The sequence below is a fragment of the candidate division KSB1 bacterium genome, from assembly GCA_034506335.1.
Lineage (GTDB): Bacteria > Zhuqueibacterota > Zhuqueibacteria > JANLFK01 > Oleimicrobiaceae > Oleimicrobium.
Genome location: JAPDPR010000025.1, coordinates 1 through 18,178, shown reverse-complemented (window position 1 = coordinate 18,178; position 18,178 = coordinate 1). Strand labels below are relative to the sequence as shown.

General features: G+C 58.4%; 14 protein-coding genes. All 14 read right to left on the bottom strand.

The window, feature by feature from the left end; all coding sequences use genetic code 11:
* Positions 1–102: 102 nt before the first annotated feature.
* Positions 103–567, bottom strand: a complete 465-nt coding sequence (locus ONB25_08760; GenBank protein MDZ7392969.1) for a metallophosphatase family protein — start codon at positions 565–567, stop codon at positions 103–105.
* A gap of 8 nt (positions 568–575) precedes the next feature.
* Positions 576–1,997, bottom strand: a complete 1,422-nt coding sequence (locus ONB25_08755) for a sodium:solute symporter (GenBank protein MDZ7392968.1) — start codon at positions 1,995–1,997, stop codon at positions 576–578.
* 49 nt (positions 1,998–2,046) lie between these two features.
* Positions 2,047–3,312 carry a serine--tRNA ligase gene (serS, locus tag ONB25_08750; protein ID MDZ7392967.1) on the bottom strand — a complete coding sequence of 422 codons (1,266 nt, stop codon included), beginning with the start codon at positions 3,310–3,312 and terminating at the stop codon, positions 2,047–2,049.
* A 13-nt stretch (positions 3,313–3,325) separates the two neighbouring features.
* A complete protein-coding gene (locus tag ONB25_08745) occupies positions 3,326–4,726 on the bottom strand; it encodes a sugar transferase (GenBank protein MDZ7392966.1) in 1,401 nt (466 codons plus the stop codon).
* A gap of 44 nt (positions 4,727–4,770) precedes the next feature.
* Entirely contained in the window at positions 4,771–5,919 is a 1,149-nt protein-coding gene (locus ONB25_08740; protein MDZ7392965.1) for a glycosyltransferase family 2 protein, read from the bottom strand.
* A gap of 446 nt (positions 5,920–6,365) precedes the next feature.
* Complete coding sequence (locus ONB25_08735; GenBank protein MDZ7392964.1) at positions 6,366–7,796, bottom strand: flippase; 1,431 nt, start codon at positions 7,794–7,796, stop codon at positions 6,366–6,368.
* A 111-nt stretch (positions 7,797–7,907) separates the two neighbouring features.
* On the bottom strand, positions 7,908–9,389 hold the full coding sequence (locus ONB25_08730; protein MDZ7392963.1) for an oligosaccharide flippase family protein: 1,482 nt from the start codon (positions 9,387–9,389) through the stop codon (positions 7,908–7,910).
* Between the two features lie 148 nt (positions 9,390–9,537).
* Complete coding sequence (locus ONB25_08725; GenBank protein ID MDZ7392962.1) at positions 9,538–10,857, bottom strand: nucleotide sugar dehydrogenase; 1,320 nt, start codon at positions 10,855–10,857, stop codon at positions 9,538–9,540.
* Between the two features lie 134 nt (positions 10,858–10,991).
* A complete protein-coding gene (gene rfbB, locus ONB25_08720) occupies positions 10,992–11,996 on the bottom strand; it encodes a dTDP-glucose 4,6-dehydratase (GenBank protein ID MDZ7392961.1) in 1,005 nt (334 codons plus the stop codon).
* A gap of 18 nt (positions 11,997–12,014) precedes the next feature.
* The gene (locus tag ONB25_08715; protein ID MDZ7392960.1) at positions 12,015–12,470 is read right to left on the bottom strand and encodes a dTDP-4-dehydrorhamnose 3,5-epimerase family protein; all 456 of its coding nucleotides are present in this window, start codon (positions 12,468–12,470) and stop codon (positions 12,015–12,017) included.
* Positions 12,471–12,671: 201 nt separating this feature from the next.
* Complete coding sequence (locus ONB25_08710) at positions 12,672–13,397, bottom strand: methyltransferase domain-containing protein (GenBank protein ID MDZ7392959.1); 726 nt, start codon at positions 13,395–13,397, stop codon at positions 12,672–12,674.
* Entirely contained in the window at positions 13,394–14,056 is a 663-nt protein-coding gene (locus ONB25_08705) for a DUF429 domain-containing protein (GenBank protein MDZ7392958.1), read from the bottom strand. The genes ONB25_08710 and ONB25_08705 overlap by 4 nt, the downstream gene beginning before the upstream one ends.
* A 256-nt stretch (positions 14,057–14,312) precedes the next feature.
* A complete protein-coding gene (locus ONB25_08700) occupies positions 14,313–15,341 on the bottom strand; it encodes a UPF0164 family protein (GenBank protein MDZ7392957.1) in 1,029 nt (342 codons plus the stop codon).
* Between the two features lie 25 nt (positions 15,342–15,366).
* A partial coding sequence (locus tag ONB25_08695; GenBank protein ID MDZ7392956.1) for a C25 family cysteine peptidase occupies positions 15,367–18,178 on the bottom strand: 2,812 nt, incomplete at its 5' end.

Sequence of the window (18,178 nt, the reverse complement as noted above, 5' to 3'; positions counted from 1 at the left end):
TTTCATTGGAACATATCAAGCGTTTCTTGGCCCTATTGCGGTTTCCCATTCTCACCTGAGGGCTCGGCCCCGACAGGCGCTCGAGCAGGGCTCAGTTGTAGGTTACAAGTCGCAAAAGACAACCGAAGGAGCATCATCTTCTTGGAGTGTGAGGATAGCGACGGAGAACGTATCGCCGCGACCGCCGGCCGGACCGGGGTTTACGAACAGAATCCCGGATCGCCATTCCTGGCGTGGACAGTGCGTGTGCCCGTGCACCACAACCCTCGGTCGCCTCCGCCAAGTCCTTGCAAGGTCGTCCAGTTCAACTCGAGACGGAGCCCGGTGGACCAAGAGGATCGACACCGCCTGGAGCTCGAGGAATCGATACTTCGGATGGGAGGTGCTTAACGGCGGACGGTCCATGTTTCCCGCGACCGCCTGCACGGGTGCAATCGCCGCCAGCTCCTCCAGCACCTTTGGCGAGCCGATGTCGCCGGCATGCAGGATCAGTTCCACCCCAGCAAAGTGTTTTCCCACCGAAGGGTGAAGCTGGCCGTGGGTGTCGGCTATGAGCCCGATTCTCATCACGCGGATCACCCGCTGGTTGCAAAGCCAACAATCAGATAAAGGACCGTGGCAAGGCCTGCGGCCACAAGGGCATAGGGGAGCTGCGTATTCACGTGGTCTATGTGGTCTGTGGCCGCTGCCATCGAAGATATGATGGTGGTGTCGGATATGGGCGAGCAGTGGTCGCCAAACACGCCTCCGCCCAGCACGGCCGAGAGCACCAGGCCGGGATGCAGCCCCATGGGCCCCACCATCGGTACGGCAATGGGAATCATGATAGCAAATGTGCCGAAAGAGGTGCCAGTGGAGAAGGCGACCACACATGCAGCCAGAAAAAGGAGCGCGGGCACGACCCCAGGGGCAACCCACACTCTGGCGATATTCGCCACAAACGGACCTGTGCCCAGCTCGCGACACACCGCCCCTATCGCAAAGGCAAAGACCATCAGGAGCGCCAATGGCACTAATCCGCCTACGCCTTTCATGAACTGGTCGGTGATTTCTCGCACGGTCATGATGCCCTGCACCCGATAGGCCACCGCCGCGACGCCAACCGCGGCAATCACCGCCCAAAACACGGCAGTGGAACCGGAGCCTCGCATCAGGTTTCCCTGGCCTGTGATCAGCAAGCCGAGCGGCATCATCGCTACCATAACCCCAATGGGCAGAATTGCATTGACAGCTCGCGCAGGCACGCCGGGTTTTGCGCTCACTGCCGTCACGTCGGCGGAGACCAAAGGTTCGGCACCGTCGCGAAGCACCTTCCCCTCCTCGCGCACGCGTCGCTCGGCTGCGCGCATAGGACCGATGTCACGGCCCAGTAGCACCACAAGCAGGACCAACAGCAGGGCCAGGATGGCATAAAAGTTAAGCGGCATGGACGAGACCAGCCAGCGCACAGGGTCTTCCACCCGCTGCTCGGTCAGCAGGCCGATCACGAAAGCACCCCAGGCGTTCAGCGGAATCATAATGCACTTGGGGGCAGAAGTGGAATCGCAGATGTAGGCCAACTTCTCACGCGACACACGCAGACGATCGAACAACGGTCTACACACCGTGCCAGAGATCAGCACGCAAATGCTCGACTCAACAAAAACCACGACTCCCAGCACCCACGCCAAGAGCCCGGCACTCCGCCGACTGTTCACGAGACCTCGCCTGCTCACCCAGTTGACAAATCCATCCATCCCGCCAGAGTACTGAGTGAAAGTAATTAGTGCACCCACCATGGCGCTGAAAAGGATAACCTTGGCATTGCCAGGGTCTTGAAAGACGCGCACACACCCTTCCAACGCCTGCACCAGCCCTGCCACTGGATTCCACGCGCTCAGAATCGTCCATCCTAGCCAGATGCCCACGAACAATGAAATGAACACCTGCCTACTCCAAATGGCTAAGGCAATCGCAACGACCGGGGGAAGTACAGAGACCCATCCTGTAGGTTCCACGGTACCTCCGGCGAATCTAAAGAAGGGCCGCTAGGGAAAAGCGAAGCGCTCAGCGGAGCACGTCGACTCCCATATACGGCCGAAGCGCTTCGGGCACAACTACTGTGCCCTCATCTGTCTGGTAGTTTTCCAGGATGGCAATGACCGTCCGCGGCAACGCCAGACCAGAGCCATTGAGGGTATGCACATACTCAGGCTTAGACCCTTTGGTGCGACGGAACCGGATATTTGCCCGGCGTGCCTGAAAGGCCTCGAAATTGCTGCACGAAGAAACCTCCAACCACTTGCCGATACCCGCAGCCCACACTTCGATGTCGTAGCACTTGGCAGCAGCAAAGCTCAAATCACCCGTGGCGAGCACCTTCACTCGGTAGGGCAGCCCAAGACGCTGCACAACCGCTTCGGCGTCGGCAAGCAGGCTTTCCAGCTCATCGTAGGACGTTTCCGGCTTGACGAATTTCACCATTTCCACCTTGTCAAACTGGTGAATGCGCACCAGCCCGCGCGTGTCCCTGCCGTACGAGCCGGCCTCCCGCCGGAAGCAGGGGGTATAGGCCGTGTAATAGATGGGCAGATCAGCGCCGTCCAGGATTTCGTCCCGATGGAGGTTCGTGACAGGCACCTCAGCGGTGGGGATCAGGAAAAGGTCGTCCTCTTCGATCCGGTACATGTCCTTTTCCAACTTGGGCAGTTGCCCTGTGCCGAACATGCTCTCGCGCTTCGTCACGAACGGCGGGAAAACCTCGGTGTAGCCTTGTTCGTTGACGTGGAGATCCAGCATGAAGTTGATGAGCGCGCGCTCCAGTTTCGCCCCAAGTCCACGGAAGCTAACGAAGAACGCACCGGCCACCTTCGCGCCGCGGGCAAGATCGAGAAGACCGAGGCTCTCACCGAGCTCCCAATGGGTCTTGGGCTGAAAGTCAAAGGGCTCGATGGTTCCCCACTGCTTTATGACCACATTGGCCGATTCGTCGCCCACTGGGACGCTGGCATGGGGGATATTGGGGATACGGACTTGGACCTGGAGGAGGTCTTCTTCCAGCTCTCCCAGGCGAGCGTCCAGTTCTTTGATGCGGTCGGCTACTTGTCCCATCTCCCTTATGAGCGAGGAAGTGTCCTGGCCCTGCTTCTTGAGCACAGCGATGGTTTCCGAAACCTTGTTGCGCCGTGCCTTCAGCGCCTCAACTTCGGCCAGTATGTTTCGCCGCTCTGCGTCCAGCTCCAACAATCGATCCAAATCGACCCTTTCCCTCTTGTTGTGGATCGCCTGACGCACAAGCTCCACGTTCTCACGGATGAATTTCAGGTCCAGCATCGTTCGCCTTTCTCTATTGACCCTTCCCTGTAAGCATGACCCAAATGGTTCTGAGGATAATCTTCAAGTCCATGCGCAACGACATGTTCTCCACGTAATAAAAGTCATACTCCAGTTTCTTCTTCACATCCTCCAAGGACTCGTCATAGGCGCCTTTAATCTGCGCCCACCCGGTTATGCCTGGCTTGACCATGAGCCGTCTAGTGTAAAGACGAAAGTGGCGCTTCAGTTTTTCCACAAAGTAAGGGCGCTCGGGCCGCGGGCCCACCAGACTCATATCGTTTTTCAAGACGTTGATGAACTGCGGCACCTCATCGATGCGCAGGCGCCTGATGATCCGTCCCACGCGCGTGACCCGAGGGTCCTTCTTCCCTGCCCAGACCGGCCCAGTGTACTTTTCCGCACCAACGATCATCGATCGAAACTTGTAGATCTCGAAGTGCTTTCCCCCTTTGCCCACCCGGCACTGTTTGTACAACACCGGCCCGCGCGAGTCCAGTTTGATGAGGAGCGCCACCAAGAGCCACAACGGCAAGAAGCCCACCAGCACCACCACGGATACTAGCACATCCAACGCCCGCTTCGCTTTGCGTTCCCATGCCGGCATCAGTTGCGGAAACACTTCGATGAGCGGAAAGCCGTAGATCTGGTTGGTGCGCATCTGGCCGGTAACAATGTCGTAGAGGTCGGGCTGAATCTTGATGTTTACCGGCAGGCCCTCACACCGCGCGATCACATCTACAGTCTTGCGTCGTGAGTTGCCTTCGAGCGCGATGAGGATTTCTTCGATGTGCTCCCTAGTTACCACCTCAGTCAGCTCACGCAGCCCACCGAGCACCGGGCATCCACGGTGTTCCCCTTTCCCCTCCTTGGCCACCGCGTCAATAAACCCAACCACTCTGTGTCCCAACGCTGGATAGCGAAGGAGGTCGTCATATAACTTGCGCGCCTTTGGATTCCACCCAACGATGAGGGTGCGGCGCACGCCGACCCCCGCTTCCAAGAGTTTGCGCTGGAAGGTGCGCAGTGCCACGCGGCCGGTTCCTACCCCCACCACCATCAGTCCCCAATAACTCACAATCATCATGCGGCTCAGCTCCGGCGGACGGGAAAGGTCCCGCTCCCAGTCGGCCGTAGCCAATAGCAACAGCACGACGCCAAAGCTCACCGCCTTCACCACCGTGATGAGCTCGTCCATCCGCGACTGAGCATACCAAGGACGGTATAAGCCCGAAAGGCCAAACACGACCACCCAGAAGAGCGCTAGGATAGCAGCAAGTTCCAACTGCTGCTCCAGCTGGGAGGCGGCGAAGAAACCCATTCCTTTCCGAAGCCAACACCAGACAACGAACACACCGACGGCGGCCGCGCTGTCCGAGAGCAAGAGCAGCACTCTTTGCACGTTCTTTGGCACTGTTCAGCCAAGACCTCCTCGAGTCACTACCAGAGCACGTCCCCTTACCGCTCCACTCGCGTCCACGCAGCAGGCTGCCTGCCTGTCAGGAATTTGAAGAATCCCACCAGGAGCCCCATGTGAATTACCACGAAGTAGTAGGCATAAGTCACCAACCCCAGCCTGACGCCCATCAGGCTCAGGAGCCACCCAAGGACGACAAGACAATAAAAGGCGCCTTGCAGGGCCATGAAGGCATCATAGAACGGCGCGCCCGTGGCAAATACGTTGCTCACGAAAAGCACTACGAGCATGAACGGCACCAGCCACCTGATGAGCTTGTGCGACCACAAGCCAAAAGCGACGTATCCACGTTTCGGGTGCAAAAGGTGGCGGATCTCAGGAAGCACATTGAAATTGGCTGCGCCAATTCTCACTTTCCGCAAGAATTCCCCTTTGACGCGCGGCGAGGTGTACTCAGTGGCTATAGCTCTCCCCTCGTAGACAACGTCGTACCCTTGTTCCACCACGCGCAGGGGGATGAGGAAATCGTCGTTTACCATTTTGGTAGTGGGCAAGGGCACGAACAGTTCCCGCCTGATGGCGTAGATGCCGCCAGTTGCCCCAAATACGGTTTTGATCCTCCCTTCCATATCCTTCAGGCGGTTCTCATAGTCCCAGTACACGGCTTCGCCCTGACTGCTAGCGCGTCTGTCAGGGCTGACCAGACGCAGGTAGCCGCATACGCCACCTACTGATGGGTCTGCAAAGTGCGCCATCATCCTGCGCAAGGCATTTGGCTGGTACATGGTGTTGGCGTCAGAAAAAACGAGTATCTCACCCCGTGCCTCAGGCACCAGCTTATTGAGCACACGCGCCTTGCCCTCGCGTTGCGCATAGGCGATCAGGCGCACGTTGTCCATCCCGCATGAGCGGATGAGCTCCGCCGTGGCGTCGGTGCTGCCATCAGAACCGAAGAGGAATTCAACCCGCCCCGCCGGATAGTCTAACGCCCGGCAATTCGCCAACTTGTCGCGAATCACCTTTTCCTCGTTGTGGGCGGCGACAACCATTGTCACTGTGGGCAACAAGTCCTCATCCACCCGGCGACGTCGTGGGCGAATCCGCGACCATAGGGCCAGGATGATGTAGTAGCCCACATACGTGTAAAGGATCAGCACAAGGCTCACCCAGAACAGCACTCGTGCCGCCATCAGCGCGCCCTCAGCTCACGTGCTTGTAATCGTTGAAGAATGGTACACAGCACCTCACTTTCTCCTTCCCCGACTCCGTCATTTCGCGCGGCGGCGCGACGACGAAGTGAGCACGCGGATTACCCGACATACACGAAACTGGTGCACGACTGCTCTCCCCCTCACAAATCTCCGTGATGAGACAATCCTCGACAAGCCTGCCATGGCTAGAAGGATGAACAATGATCGATGCGGTCGCATGGAAAACGTCGCCTCGCTCCACTCACACCGAGAACGTGCCGCAGGCTAAGCGCTCTGACGCAAGGGCCTGCATACTGGCTCGGCCCGAGGGATCCACCAGGCCCCCCCTCTGTCGCATATGCCGCGACTTGACACGCACCCAACTGCTGCACGATCCAGGAGCGGTTGTAATCCGGCAGTCCCTGCGAGGTCCCCGGCCTGTCTCGTCAGGCAAGCGGCGCGGGCAGGGATCCGGGCACGGCGGTCCTGACTGCCTGGCGCAAAAGCTCCTTCTCCTCAGGCGAGAAAACACGGTGCAGAGATACGCAGAACAATAGCATGAGCAGCCCGCCTGAAAGCACCGTGGGCAGTAGGTGCCTCAGATGTACCAGAGCCACAACCACGAACCCTGTCAGCGCCAGGGCCGCGAACAGCGCCACGCGTGCCTGCTGTCTTGTGAAGCCTTTCCATGAAAAAGCACACAGTACCGCTAGTCCAAGCGCGCTGAGCAGCAACTTAGCCCAGCCAGCCCCAGGCACGCCCAGGCGGCTGATGAGCAACCACTGCACAGGCAGCGCCGCACCTACCATACACAACATGAACAGCGTATTGCGCCCCTGCCGGTTTTGTGAATTGTTAAAGTCAACGATGAAAAAAGCCAGAAAGGTGAAACACTGGCTCCAGAGCAACAGTTGAAAAGGCAAGGCCGCCTCGCTGAACCTCTCGCCAAAGAGCATCAAGAAGACTGGGCGGCCCAGAATGGTCCCGACTACCCCCAGAGCAAGTCCCACAACAAGTAGCACCTTTACACCCATGCGAAACGCGACGCCCAGCCTGGCGTCCTCGGCATTGGCCGCCTTTGCCATCACCGGATACAGCGCTGTAGCCACGGCAAAGGGCACAATTCCCAGAGGCGCGGTGAAGCGGAAGGCCGTGGAATAGACTCCAACCGCACCTTCGCCCCAGAGCGAGTTAAGAAACAGCACATCCATGCGCTCATGCAGCATCGTCAAGCCCAGGTACAAAAATAGCGGGAAAGACTCCCCAAGGAGCCATTTGAGTGCGGCGACGTCTAGCCGAAAGGACGGGCGCACTCTCTGCCACACGAAGGCAATGGTGAGGATCAGACCCGGCAGACTGGATAGTGCATAGCCGGCAATTACCTGGGCAGGAGTCGCACCCAGACCCACCAACACCACCACTAACGCCACCTGCAGTACGCCGTCCACCAGCTGAAAAATCACCGGAAGCCCCATATCCATGTCTGCGTAGAACACGCCTTCCAGCACCACGCGCATGGTGTTCACCTTGGCGGAAAGAAACATCGTCAGGCTGAGCCAGGCAAACGTTATGCGCATCCGTGGGTCCGGAAAAAACAAGAGCATGGTGCCGGAAGCCAATGCTAAGGAAAGAAGGGAGAGCCCCAGCTTGCTGAGGATGCCAAGTCCCACGACATCCCCAGCCCGCGACCGGCACCGCGCCATCTCACGAATGAGCACCGGCTGCATGCCAAAGTCCGGAAGCAGCGAAAAAAAGCCGACCAGCACCAAAGCGTAGGAGAAGATCCCAAACATCTCCTCGCTCCATGCCCGAGCCAGCACCACAATGGTGACCATGTTTAGGCCCAACCCCACGATCCGTCCCAAGAAGACAAACACCGCGTTGCGGGCCACTTTACCAGAGACACGGTCCAGATCTGTTCACCTCAACTCTGTGCTCACCATGGCACTGCTTTGCAGAACCTGAGGGCTCTCCCCTGGCCTGGACTCCTAGGCCGCAGAATTCTTACCGGGAAACCGAATCCCACGTACACTGTGGCCTACCGTGCTCAGCAGACGAACCACCGTGTGGCGGTCAACGTACCCGACGGCAAGCAACACAGCCGGAAATGCCAAGGTCAGGACCAAACGCTCCATCACAGGGGCAACGCCCAGGTGCGGAGGAGTCAATCTGCTGAGCGAGAAAAACGCCGCGCCTATGCCAATCAGCAGGGCGAACTTGGGCACGTCATACGGAATCCGGTACAGGCGCTGGGAGATGGCCCACATCACCACCGCCAGCACTGCATAGGCCGCCACCTTTGCCCAGGCGGCGCCCATCATCCCCATGCGCGGCACGAAATACAACCCAAGAAAGAGGTTGATGGCTGCCGCCACGCCGATGCCCAGAGGAAGAAAGTAGGTCTTCTTCCGCACCTGCACGCCGATGGCGGTGTAGTAGTAGACTCCGTACAGCACGAAGGAAGCGACAATCAATGGCACCACCTGTGCGCCCTCCAGGTAACTCTTGGTCGCCAATAGCTCAAGGAGGTCTCGGGCCATAATTGCCAGACCCAGCGCAATGGTGCACACTCCCAGCATAAAAAACTCGAAGAGCCGGGCGAAGATCTGGGGCCCATCCGAGCGCCGGGCAATGGGGAAAAAGATGGCCGGCCAGGCCAGCTGAAACGCGCTCACCACCAACATCATGAGCACGCCAAGACGCATCCCTGCACTGTACAGCGCCACCTGATCAAAGTCCGCGAGAAAGCGGAGAAGGTACCGGTCCGACATCATCAGGACCATGTTGCAGGCAGCTGCCGGGACCAAAGGCAGCCCAAAGCTGAGCATCTCCTTCAATTCATAAGTGGAGAAGCTCCGCCCCAGCTCAGGCCAAATGACCGCAGTGTAGATCAGCGCAAAACAGAGCGCCGCGACGGTGTTGGCCACCACCACACCCTCCACGCGCCTCCTGAGCACAGCCACGAAAAGCACGTTCAGCCCGACAGTGAGAACAAAATTGGCACCTGCAATGAGCGCGAACTTGCCGGACTTTTCGTCTATGCGCAGTCGCGCCATGGGAATAGTATTGCATACCAAGAAAAAATCACCGAGAAACATGATCCTGAGGAGTCGGGCGTAGCTAATCTCGCCAAAGAGAAGATGCGCAAGTGGCGTTGCCGCGCAAACAAGAAGAGACACCGCCACCAGTGCGCATGCCATCAGAAAGTAGTGGGCAGTGCTGGTGAGCACCTTCCGGTCGACTCCCTGGCGGTAAAGGGCACTGCGGAAGAGCGCCGAATCCATGCCCAGCTGTAACACCAGCATCACCACCGTCGAGGTGACGGTGATGATTTCCAGCATACCGTATTCGGCCTTTGTCAGGCTGCGCGTATAAAGCGGCAGCAGCACCACGCTCACCGCCCGGTTGAGCACCGTGGCCACCGCATAGGCACCGGAGTGCTTTAGCAGCCGACTCACCAGCTCATACACATCTCACCTCGTCCGGTCCCTATTGCGAGCAGTGCTCCCTTGCTCGGCCGAAAAGTCAACGTCACGCTGCGCGTCCCCACGAATGCCGCGCTGACGGGCGAGCAACAAACTCTTGACCCAAGTGTCACGACGGATGAGCCAACCTCTGCTACAGCCTGCGCCCCCCTCCCAGCACCGTGACCTTCTTCCCCCGATCCTTCACGTGCCGCGTCGCATTACGTGTGTCCACAATGTTCTTGGCGTGTCCCACAATAAGCTCATAATCATAGCACGAATGGTCGGTGGTGATGAGCACCAGATCAGAAGCAGCCAGCACCTGCTTCGTCAGTTTAACTGAGCGAAACTCTTTTCCGTCAACAGTCACCTGAGGTACGTAGGGGTCGTTGTAAGAGACATGCTTGGCTCCACGGTTCACCAGCAGCTCCATGACCTTAAGCGCCGGTGAGTTGCGCACATCATCGATATCACGCTTGAACGCCACGCCCAAAATGAGGATCTTGGCCTTGCCAAAGGCGATGCCGCGGTCACACAGCACGCGCCGCACCATACCCATGACGTAAAAGGGCATGTCCTCGTTAGTCTCGGCGGCCAGTTCGATAAAGTTGGTGTGAAAGTCGTACTCCCGTGCCTTCCATGCAAGATAGTACGGGTCCACAAGGATGCAGTGCCCACCGATACCCGGACCGGGGTAGAACGGCATGAACCCGAACGGCTTGGTGGCCGCCGCATCGATCACCTCCCACACATCGATGCCGCCCATGCGATCACACAACCGTGCCAGCTCATTAACTAGTGCGATGTTTACGCTGCGGAAGATGTTCTCCAACAGCTTTTCCATCTCCGCCACGCGCGGGCTGGAAACCGGCACCACTTGCGACACCACCTGCCCTGTGATCGCGCAAGCAAGCTCGGTGCAACGCTTGGTCACACCTCCTACCACCGTGGGGGTGTTCGCCGTGGTGAACTTCTTGTTGCCCGGGTCGATCCGTTCAGGCGAAAAGGCCAGGAAAAAATCCTCTCCGACTCTGAGGCCAGTCTTTTCCAGAATCGGCTGAACAATCTTTTCCGTCGTCTCCGGGAAGGTCGTGCTTTTCAGGATGATGAGTTGACCCTTGCGCAAGCCTTTCGCGATCTCCGTTGCCGAGTCCACGATGTATGACACGTCCGGTTCTTTGTTGTCGGTAAACGGCGTCGGCACGCAGATGTAGACCACGTCCAGCTCTGGGACACAGTCGTAACTGGCGGTGGCTTTAAGCTTCCCCTCCCTCACGCAGGTTGCCAGCTCTGTATCGTCCACATCATCGATGTAGTTTTCGCCCCGGTTGACTTTATCCACTTTGGCAGCAGACTTGTCAATACCAACCACGCTGAATCCCTTTTTGGCAAACTCCACCGCCAAGGGCAGGCCCACGTAACCCAGCCCCACGATGCCAATCTTCGCGCTTTTGTCTGCGATCTTCTCTTTCATATGCTCCTCTCCGGTCTTCAAGTGTCTTGTGCCCGATGTACTCTGCGTTCTCTCCAAAAAGAATGGAATGGTCGAGCGGTCTACTGAACTGGATGACCATTCCACTCTGTGAACTGGGGCCTTGCCGGCCCATGCTACAGATCGCGCTGATAATGTGCCCGGTAGTACTCCAGGTAGGCGCCGCTCTTCAAAGGTTCCCACCACCAGCGATTGTCACGGTACCACTTGATAGTGGCGGCCATCGCCTCGCGGAACTGGTGGCGAGGCTTCCACCCCAATGTTTGGATCTTGTTGGTGCTCACCGAGTAGCGCCGGTCGTGCCCCGGGCGATCCTTGACAAACGTCATCAGTTCCTTCGGCTTCTCCAATTCCTCCAGGATAATGGCGGTTATCTCCAGATTGCTCCTTTCGTTGCCGGCCCCTATGTTGTACGTCTCTCCATCCACACCGCGTTGGACCAGAAGTTCGATTGCCTCGCAATGGTCCTCCACGTAGATCCAGTCCCTGACGTTCTTGCCGTCCCCGTAGATGGGCAATGCCTTATCGTCCAGGGCATTGGTTACAAACAATGGGATGAGCTTTTCTGGATACTGATACGGACCGAAGTTGTTGGAACACCGGGTGATAATCACCGGCAACCCGTAGGTCACAAAGTAGGAATGAGCCAGGCGATCGGCACCGGCCTTCGAGGCTGAGTATGGACTCGAGGGCTTGAGGGGCGACTCTTCTGTAAACGAGCCGTGCTCAATACTGCCGTATACTTCGTCTGTGCTAATCTGGATGAACTTGCGCACGTGCTGCTCACGGGCGCACTCCAGGAGAACAAAAGCGCCAAAGATGTCGGTCTTGATAAAATCATCAGGCGCACCGATGGAGCGGTCCACGTGGCTTTCTGCCGCAAAGTTGACCACGACATCAACCCCCTTCATGAGCTCTCCAACGAGCGCCCGGTCGCAAATGTCCCCCTTTACGAACCGGTAGCGGGGGTCGTGGGCCACGTCGCGCAGATTGTTCAGATTGCCAGCATAGGTAAGCTTGTCAAGGTTGATGACACGCACATCGTCGTAAGTGCGGAGGAGATAGTGAATGTAGTTACTCCCAATGAACCCCGCACCGCCCGTAACCAAATATGTGGTCATGTCATTGGCCCCCTTCTGTCAACCCATTTTGACGTCCCAGGTATACGGCACCTGAGGCGAATCGTATGGCAGGCGATACTCGTCCGGCTGGGCATAATTGTAGGGCTCGGTCACCGTATTGACAACGATAGCCTCTTCTTCGCCAATGCACTTCCAGCCGTGCAACACCCCCACTGGCACATGGACCAGCATCGGATTGTGTTCGCCAATGAAAAACTCGTTCACCTCACCCCTGGTCGGCGAGTCCGGACGGTCATCATACAGCACCACCTTGAGCATGCCCTTGACGACCACGATGTTGTCCTCCTGCAGCTTGTGGTAGTGCCAGCCCTTAATGATTCCTGGGTAGGTGGTGGTCATGTACACCTGACCGAACTTGGTAAACATCTCGTCGTCGGCCCGTAACATCTCCATCAATCGGCCACGTTCATCAGGAATAACACGGAGGGGCTTAAGCTTGACGCCATCGATCACGGTCGATCTCCTTAGCTGAAACGGGTGTCAATTTACAAAAAGGTAGCCTAAAAGTCAATTGGTTTGTTGGCTTAGCGGCGTAGCGCGAGCGCAATGGATACTGCCTTATACTGCATCTGCTCACAGTTGCGGAAGTCCAAGCGGTACCCTCCCCTTGGTTCCAGCCGGCCACTCGGGGATGAGGGTGCGCCGCCTCCCAGCCTACCCGGAAGTGGGTTTCCGAGCGAGGACCAAGAACTCAAAATCATCCAAGGCTACCGGACGCTGCTCGAAATGGCCCGCAAGGGAGCCCCAAAACGCGATCACCTCAAACCCACAGAATTCAAGGAGGAGCCGGATCTCTGCGCAGGTGTAATAGCGATTGACGCATTTGAGCTCAAACGGCACCCCATCCTCGCCCACTCCTCGCTCCGTCCAGTGCCCCACCGAACGTTCTACCTCCAGAAGGTCATCGTTTTCTGGATGCCGAAAGGCAAAGGCTGCGTGCAGCACATTAAGGAGTAAGAGAGCCCCTGGGCGTAGAGCGCGATGAACTTCAAGCAGAAACTGGTGGTCGTCCTGGTCGCCGTCCATGATGCCAAAAGCCCCCTCGCAGAGCGAGATTGCCACATCAAACGCTTCGGAGAATGGTAGAGCCCGAGCGTCCGCCCTGACCACCCGCACGCTGACCCCTTGCTGGGCAGCACATTGTCGGGCCACCTGCACCATGCGCCGCGAGAGGTCCACCCCCACGGACCAGAACCCGCGCTTGGCCAACTCAATACAGTGTCGCCCTGCACCACACCCGATATCGAGCACACGTGTCGTCGGCGTCAAAGCCAACGCCTGGATCAGGAACGAGACCTCCTGCTTCGTGCCTTGGGTGAAGGGGTAGTCAAGGTACTTTACCCCCAGCCGATCGAACAACTCCCGGTACCAGGCACTCATAGCTGAGCCCCCCTCTTGGGGATGACAATGTACCCTTCTGCCTCGTCCCCCACCATTTCAGCCAGGTCGCGGGCCAGCAAGTAGACTGTGTAAGCAGCGACAATCGCATCCAGCTCGTGGTGGCTGAGGTCCTCTGGAACACTTACCCCAAGCCGAGAAAGCATCTGGCCAAGGTACAGCCTTCCGCGCCGCGTCTGCTTGGCGGGAAGTTGCGCGCCGAGCAGCAGCCGCTTGGTGGCGTACGGATAGATTTCTACCACTCTGAGTCCAACCGCGCAAAGCTGACGGTAGAGGCGCAGGCTGCGCAAGACCCAGCCCTTGGCGAAAGAGTTTTTCACGGTGAAAAAGCAGCCGATGCCCCGACGCGCCAATTCCAGTTCGCAGAAGCGGCCTTTTCGCCCGTTGGGCTGATCATGGTCACAGGTGGGGGAGGCCGCAAAACAGCACTCATGCAATCCTATGGGCAGCACGCAAGGTCCATCCAGTCCCACGGCGAAGAGACGGAGCCGGTACGGGGTAAAGAATCCCACGATTTCCTCGTCAGTCCGGCCTAGCCCGGCGTCCACCACCTGCAACCTCCCGTCCAAAACGGCCACGCCGCTAGGCCGGGCTGAGCTGCCACTTGGGTCGATGCCGCCGTACAGTACACCCTCCGGCAATGTCTCATGCTCCTGCGTCACGAGAGGAAAGTTAGCACATCTCACGTAAAAATCAACTTGTTTCTCGCCATCCCCTGTGCCACCTCTTTCTGAAGCAAAAGGCCGGCGTTGCAGCTTGCAACGCCGGCCCTGGAGAGCTCAGACGGTCAAGAGCGGCCTCTTCCACCTCAGGACGCTGCCGCGCCCTGCTCCTACGTGACCCACACCCGCCCCTCCGCCGTCTAAGTCACCTCCATCGCTGAAGCTGATTTCGGTACTAGAAGCGAAACGCTGCGCTCACCCGATGTGTGCCGCGCAACTGGTAGCTCACAAATGCATAGTCTACCTGCACCCGTCCGAGGCGCAGGCCTGTGCCGACGGCAAGCTGGCCATCGTTCGAACCGGCGCGCAGTGCTACCGCCCTTCGCACTCGCAATTCACCGCCAAAGTACATCGCGCGGGCACTCAGCCACTCTCTGTCCAAAGCGAGGGTGACCTGAGATCTAATAAAGGGCACAGTTTGACAAATGGCCACACCGGAGCGCACCACCGCCCCCGCACGATCAACTGCACCTGAAGGAGTGTTCCACCTCATAGAAGTCCGCGAGAGGTCGTGCACGCTCAGGCCAACGCTTACCGTCCTCTGTGGCTCGCTATCGCTCATCGACTCGCTCATGAGGCGTAGGAGGAGGCCGGCATCCAGACCCTCGCCGCGACCGGCAAAGGTGTCCAGTCTCTGCTCCAGGTATTTGAAGTTGGCCCCTAAACTAAGCTCGGCTGGAATCCACACTCGCGCCAGTCCAACCCCCAAACTAACCTCGAAGTCCATGCGCCTGGCAAAGGAAAGCAAGAGGGCGTTTTCCGAGTCTTGGAAGTACCCTTCTGGCTCGCCCGTGGAGCGAAGCGCTGGATTGGTGAATCTATCCCATCGCGTCTCCTGGAGCGGGCCGTAGCGCGGAATGTCCTCCACCCCCAACCTTATCCAGCCCACGCCAACGGTTAATGCTGGTATGAGTCTCACCGCGAGGCTTGCCACATTATAGTGCGCCATGCCCCCGAAGAGAGGTGCGTGCTCGAAGGTCAGCTCGGCCCGATGCACACACGTCAAACCGGCTGGGTTCCAATAGAAGGCAGTACCATCGTTGGCCAGAGCGGTAAATGCGCCGCCCATGGCTATGGCACGTGCTCCCACGCCGATTCGCAGGAACTCCGCGGCGTATGTCCCAGCCTGCGCCGGCTGGTGCACTAGCGCCAACCATCCGATCAGAATTGTCACTCCCCACCGTAGGCCACGACTGATTGTCATTTCGCTCGTTCTCCGCACTGTGCTACTATCGCAGTCTCGCTATCTTCTCGATGGTCTCTATGCGCGCCTGACCCTTCTTTGCCACCAGCTTCAGGAAATAGACGCCGTTGGCCACTTCGTCGCCCTCCTCATCCCGGCCATCCCACACCACCTCAGTGTAGCCCACCACCGATTCTACCTGATTGCTCAGGTCCCGCACCATACGCCCAGAGGTGCTATAGATGCGCAGTTGAAGCTCATCGGCCTCGGCAGTGAGGGTGAATGCGATCACCGTCTCGGATGCAAAAGGATTTGGGTGATTCGCTATGCTGCGCAGGGTGAAATGCTCGCTCACTACGAACGACACCTCAGCTATCCCCTTGTTTCCGTGCACATCATACGCGGTCACCTGCAGATGGTGCGGGCCCGGTGCCAGCTCAGGAGTGAACCCCACAAATAGCACGTTAGGTGCTTCCGATGTGGATCTGACTGAAAACTCTGCCGGCGCCAGCTCGACTGCGTCCAGCACTACCCGTACCGGACGCAGTTCATTATCCAGAGGACTGGCGTCCTCAACAATGGCCACGATGCTGGGCTTGGCAGGGACAAAGTCACCATCGGCAAAGGTCTGGCCTTCGAATTTGACCCTAATGGTTGGCGCCTGATTGTCGGCATTCACGAAAAGCCCATACACCGGGAAGAGCGCGGTGGCGGTGGCGGACACCTTCGCCTCCTGCACATCCACCTGGCTGTCCAAGTAGACCCACTGGGAGGCCCGAGCGTCCCAGGCATAAAGCTTCAACCTTCCCAGCGAAGCAGCATGCATTGCCAACGTATCGCCCTTGTCAAAAAACATCGTCACGTGATAGGGGCTGGTGAAACTAATCGTGCTGTCGTCACTCACGAGGGCGTAGAGGTAGTTGGACTTCCCGTCCTTGAGTCGAACAGGCACCAGGTCCTTCGCCTTGGAAGCGCCTGGGGCAAAGTGCTGCAGCATCATGCCGCTCACTGCAATCGCGGTACTATGGGCCATGGCTTGCGGGGGAATGCTCAGAGAAAAGTTCACGTCCGGCGCGATTGCCCAGTCGCCCGTACCCGTGGCCTGGGGTACAATCCACCTTGTGCGTTGCACCGCATTGTTGGCACGGTTTTGTTCCCGCACCGCCCTCGCCGAGTCCACCACGACGCGCAGCGTACGCCACCCGCTCACCTCGTGTTTGCACACAAAAGTGACCGTGGTATCCGCACCCCTGGGCAAGTTGCCGATATGAATCTCAGGCGCCAAAAGAGCACTGGCTCCTGAAGTGACATCGAACAAGTGCACGAGAAAGGGACCGGTCTCCACCTCGCCCGCATTGGTGATGGTGGTGCTCACCTGGAGCGAGGAGACACCGGCAACCACCATGCTTTCTCCCTTTACGGCAATGTCCGCTGCCCGGGCCACTTCATAAGAAAACGTCTGGCTCACCAAAACACCGGCCGCGCTGGCACTGTACTCGGCCACAATGCGATAATACACGCGCGCACCCCCTTCCACCTGAATGGGGGCCACGGTGCGGTAGAATCCCTCTCCGTTCGGTGTCATGTCGATGCGCGTCCAGGTAGCACTGTTCCGCGACCACTCGGTGTATACGGCCGTAGGCCCGCCAGGCGACAGCGACGGAGAAACCGCCACCTTTGTCGATATCCACACCGAGTCAAGGTGGGCCGGGCACGGAGGTTCGGTGAACACCTGAACAAAGTGGAGCTCGTTGAGGCGGAACGTTATTGCCCCCATCCCGTCGGTCTGTTCATTCCAGAAATAAGCACGGACTACCCCCGGCCCCTTGCCCTCTTGCCAGTGCTGGGCAAACCCTGAAGTGACCTCAGCCAGGCACGCCTCAAACCGCCCGTTACTGACTTGCACCACTTTTTCGGCCACCACCGAGTCGGCATCGTTGACCACTTCGAGTAGCACTAAGCCACTCAGCCCACCAGCGACAGATCCACTCACCAGCAACGAATCGCCCATGCTGAGGCTCGATTTGGCCAGTGAAAGCTGGATTTCGGTGGGCGGCAATCCGATGCGCAAAGCCGGGTCGCCCATGAGGTTGAAACTCTTTGCCTCATCCGGATAACGGAACCCGCCGCCGAGCATGCCCAATTTGCCTTCGGTGGTGACCTGGCCCACGCGGCGCCTCCCGTTTACAAAGAGCGATTTGAACAGGGCTACGTTTAGCAGTTGGTCGCCGTACAGGCGCGCCCTTCCTGCCGAGCCGAAGTGAGCCACTATTCCCCGCGCGGGAGCGCGCAGCAACTCTTCGCCCAGCGACGCCTTGGTCGGGCTATCAAAATAGCCAATGAAACAGGTGAGGCTGAAAAGAACCGGAAACTTCATTGTGTTTTTCAGGAGCTTGACGTCGTCGATCTGGAAGAGCTCCTCATCAGAAAACACACCGCCGCCGCCATGGCCGATAAAGTTCATGATCACTGTGCCTTCTTCAAACAGCTTCACAAGCTCCTCGGTGCTTCCCATGTGCGGGGAGCGGGTGTCCGTGGACAATCGTCGCACACGGATCTCCGGCGGCGTGCAGTTCCGCTGGAGGTAGTCGGCGTTCATCTCGAACTCATTACGCGTTGCCGTGCCTGTACCCGTGATTAAGCCAAGTTGTCGCCGCCATTGACCGAGGAGGGGATAGCGCTCGTACTGGATAATCTTGGCGATGACCGCCCCTGCCTCTTCTGCGCTGGCAACCGGCAGGCGCCCTACATAGAGGTCAGGCAGTACGTCGTCGCCGCTGACGCACGCAAAATAGTTGTCGCTGGACAGCACGCCCCAGGTCGTGGTGTACTCCAGCATCGTGGGCACATAGGTGCGC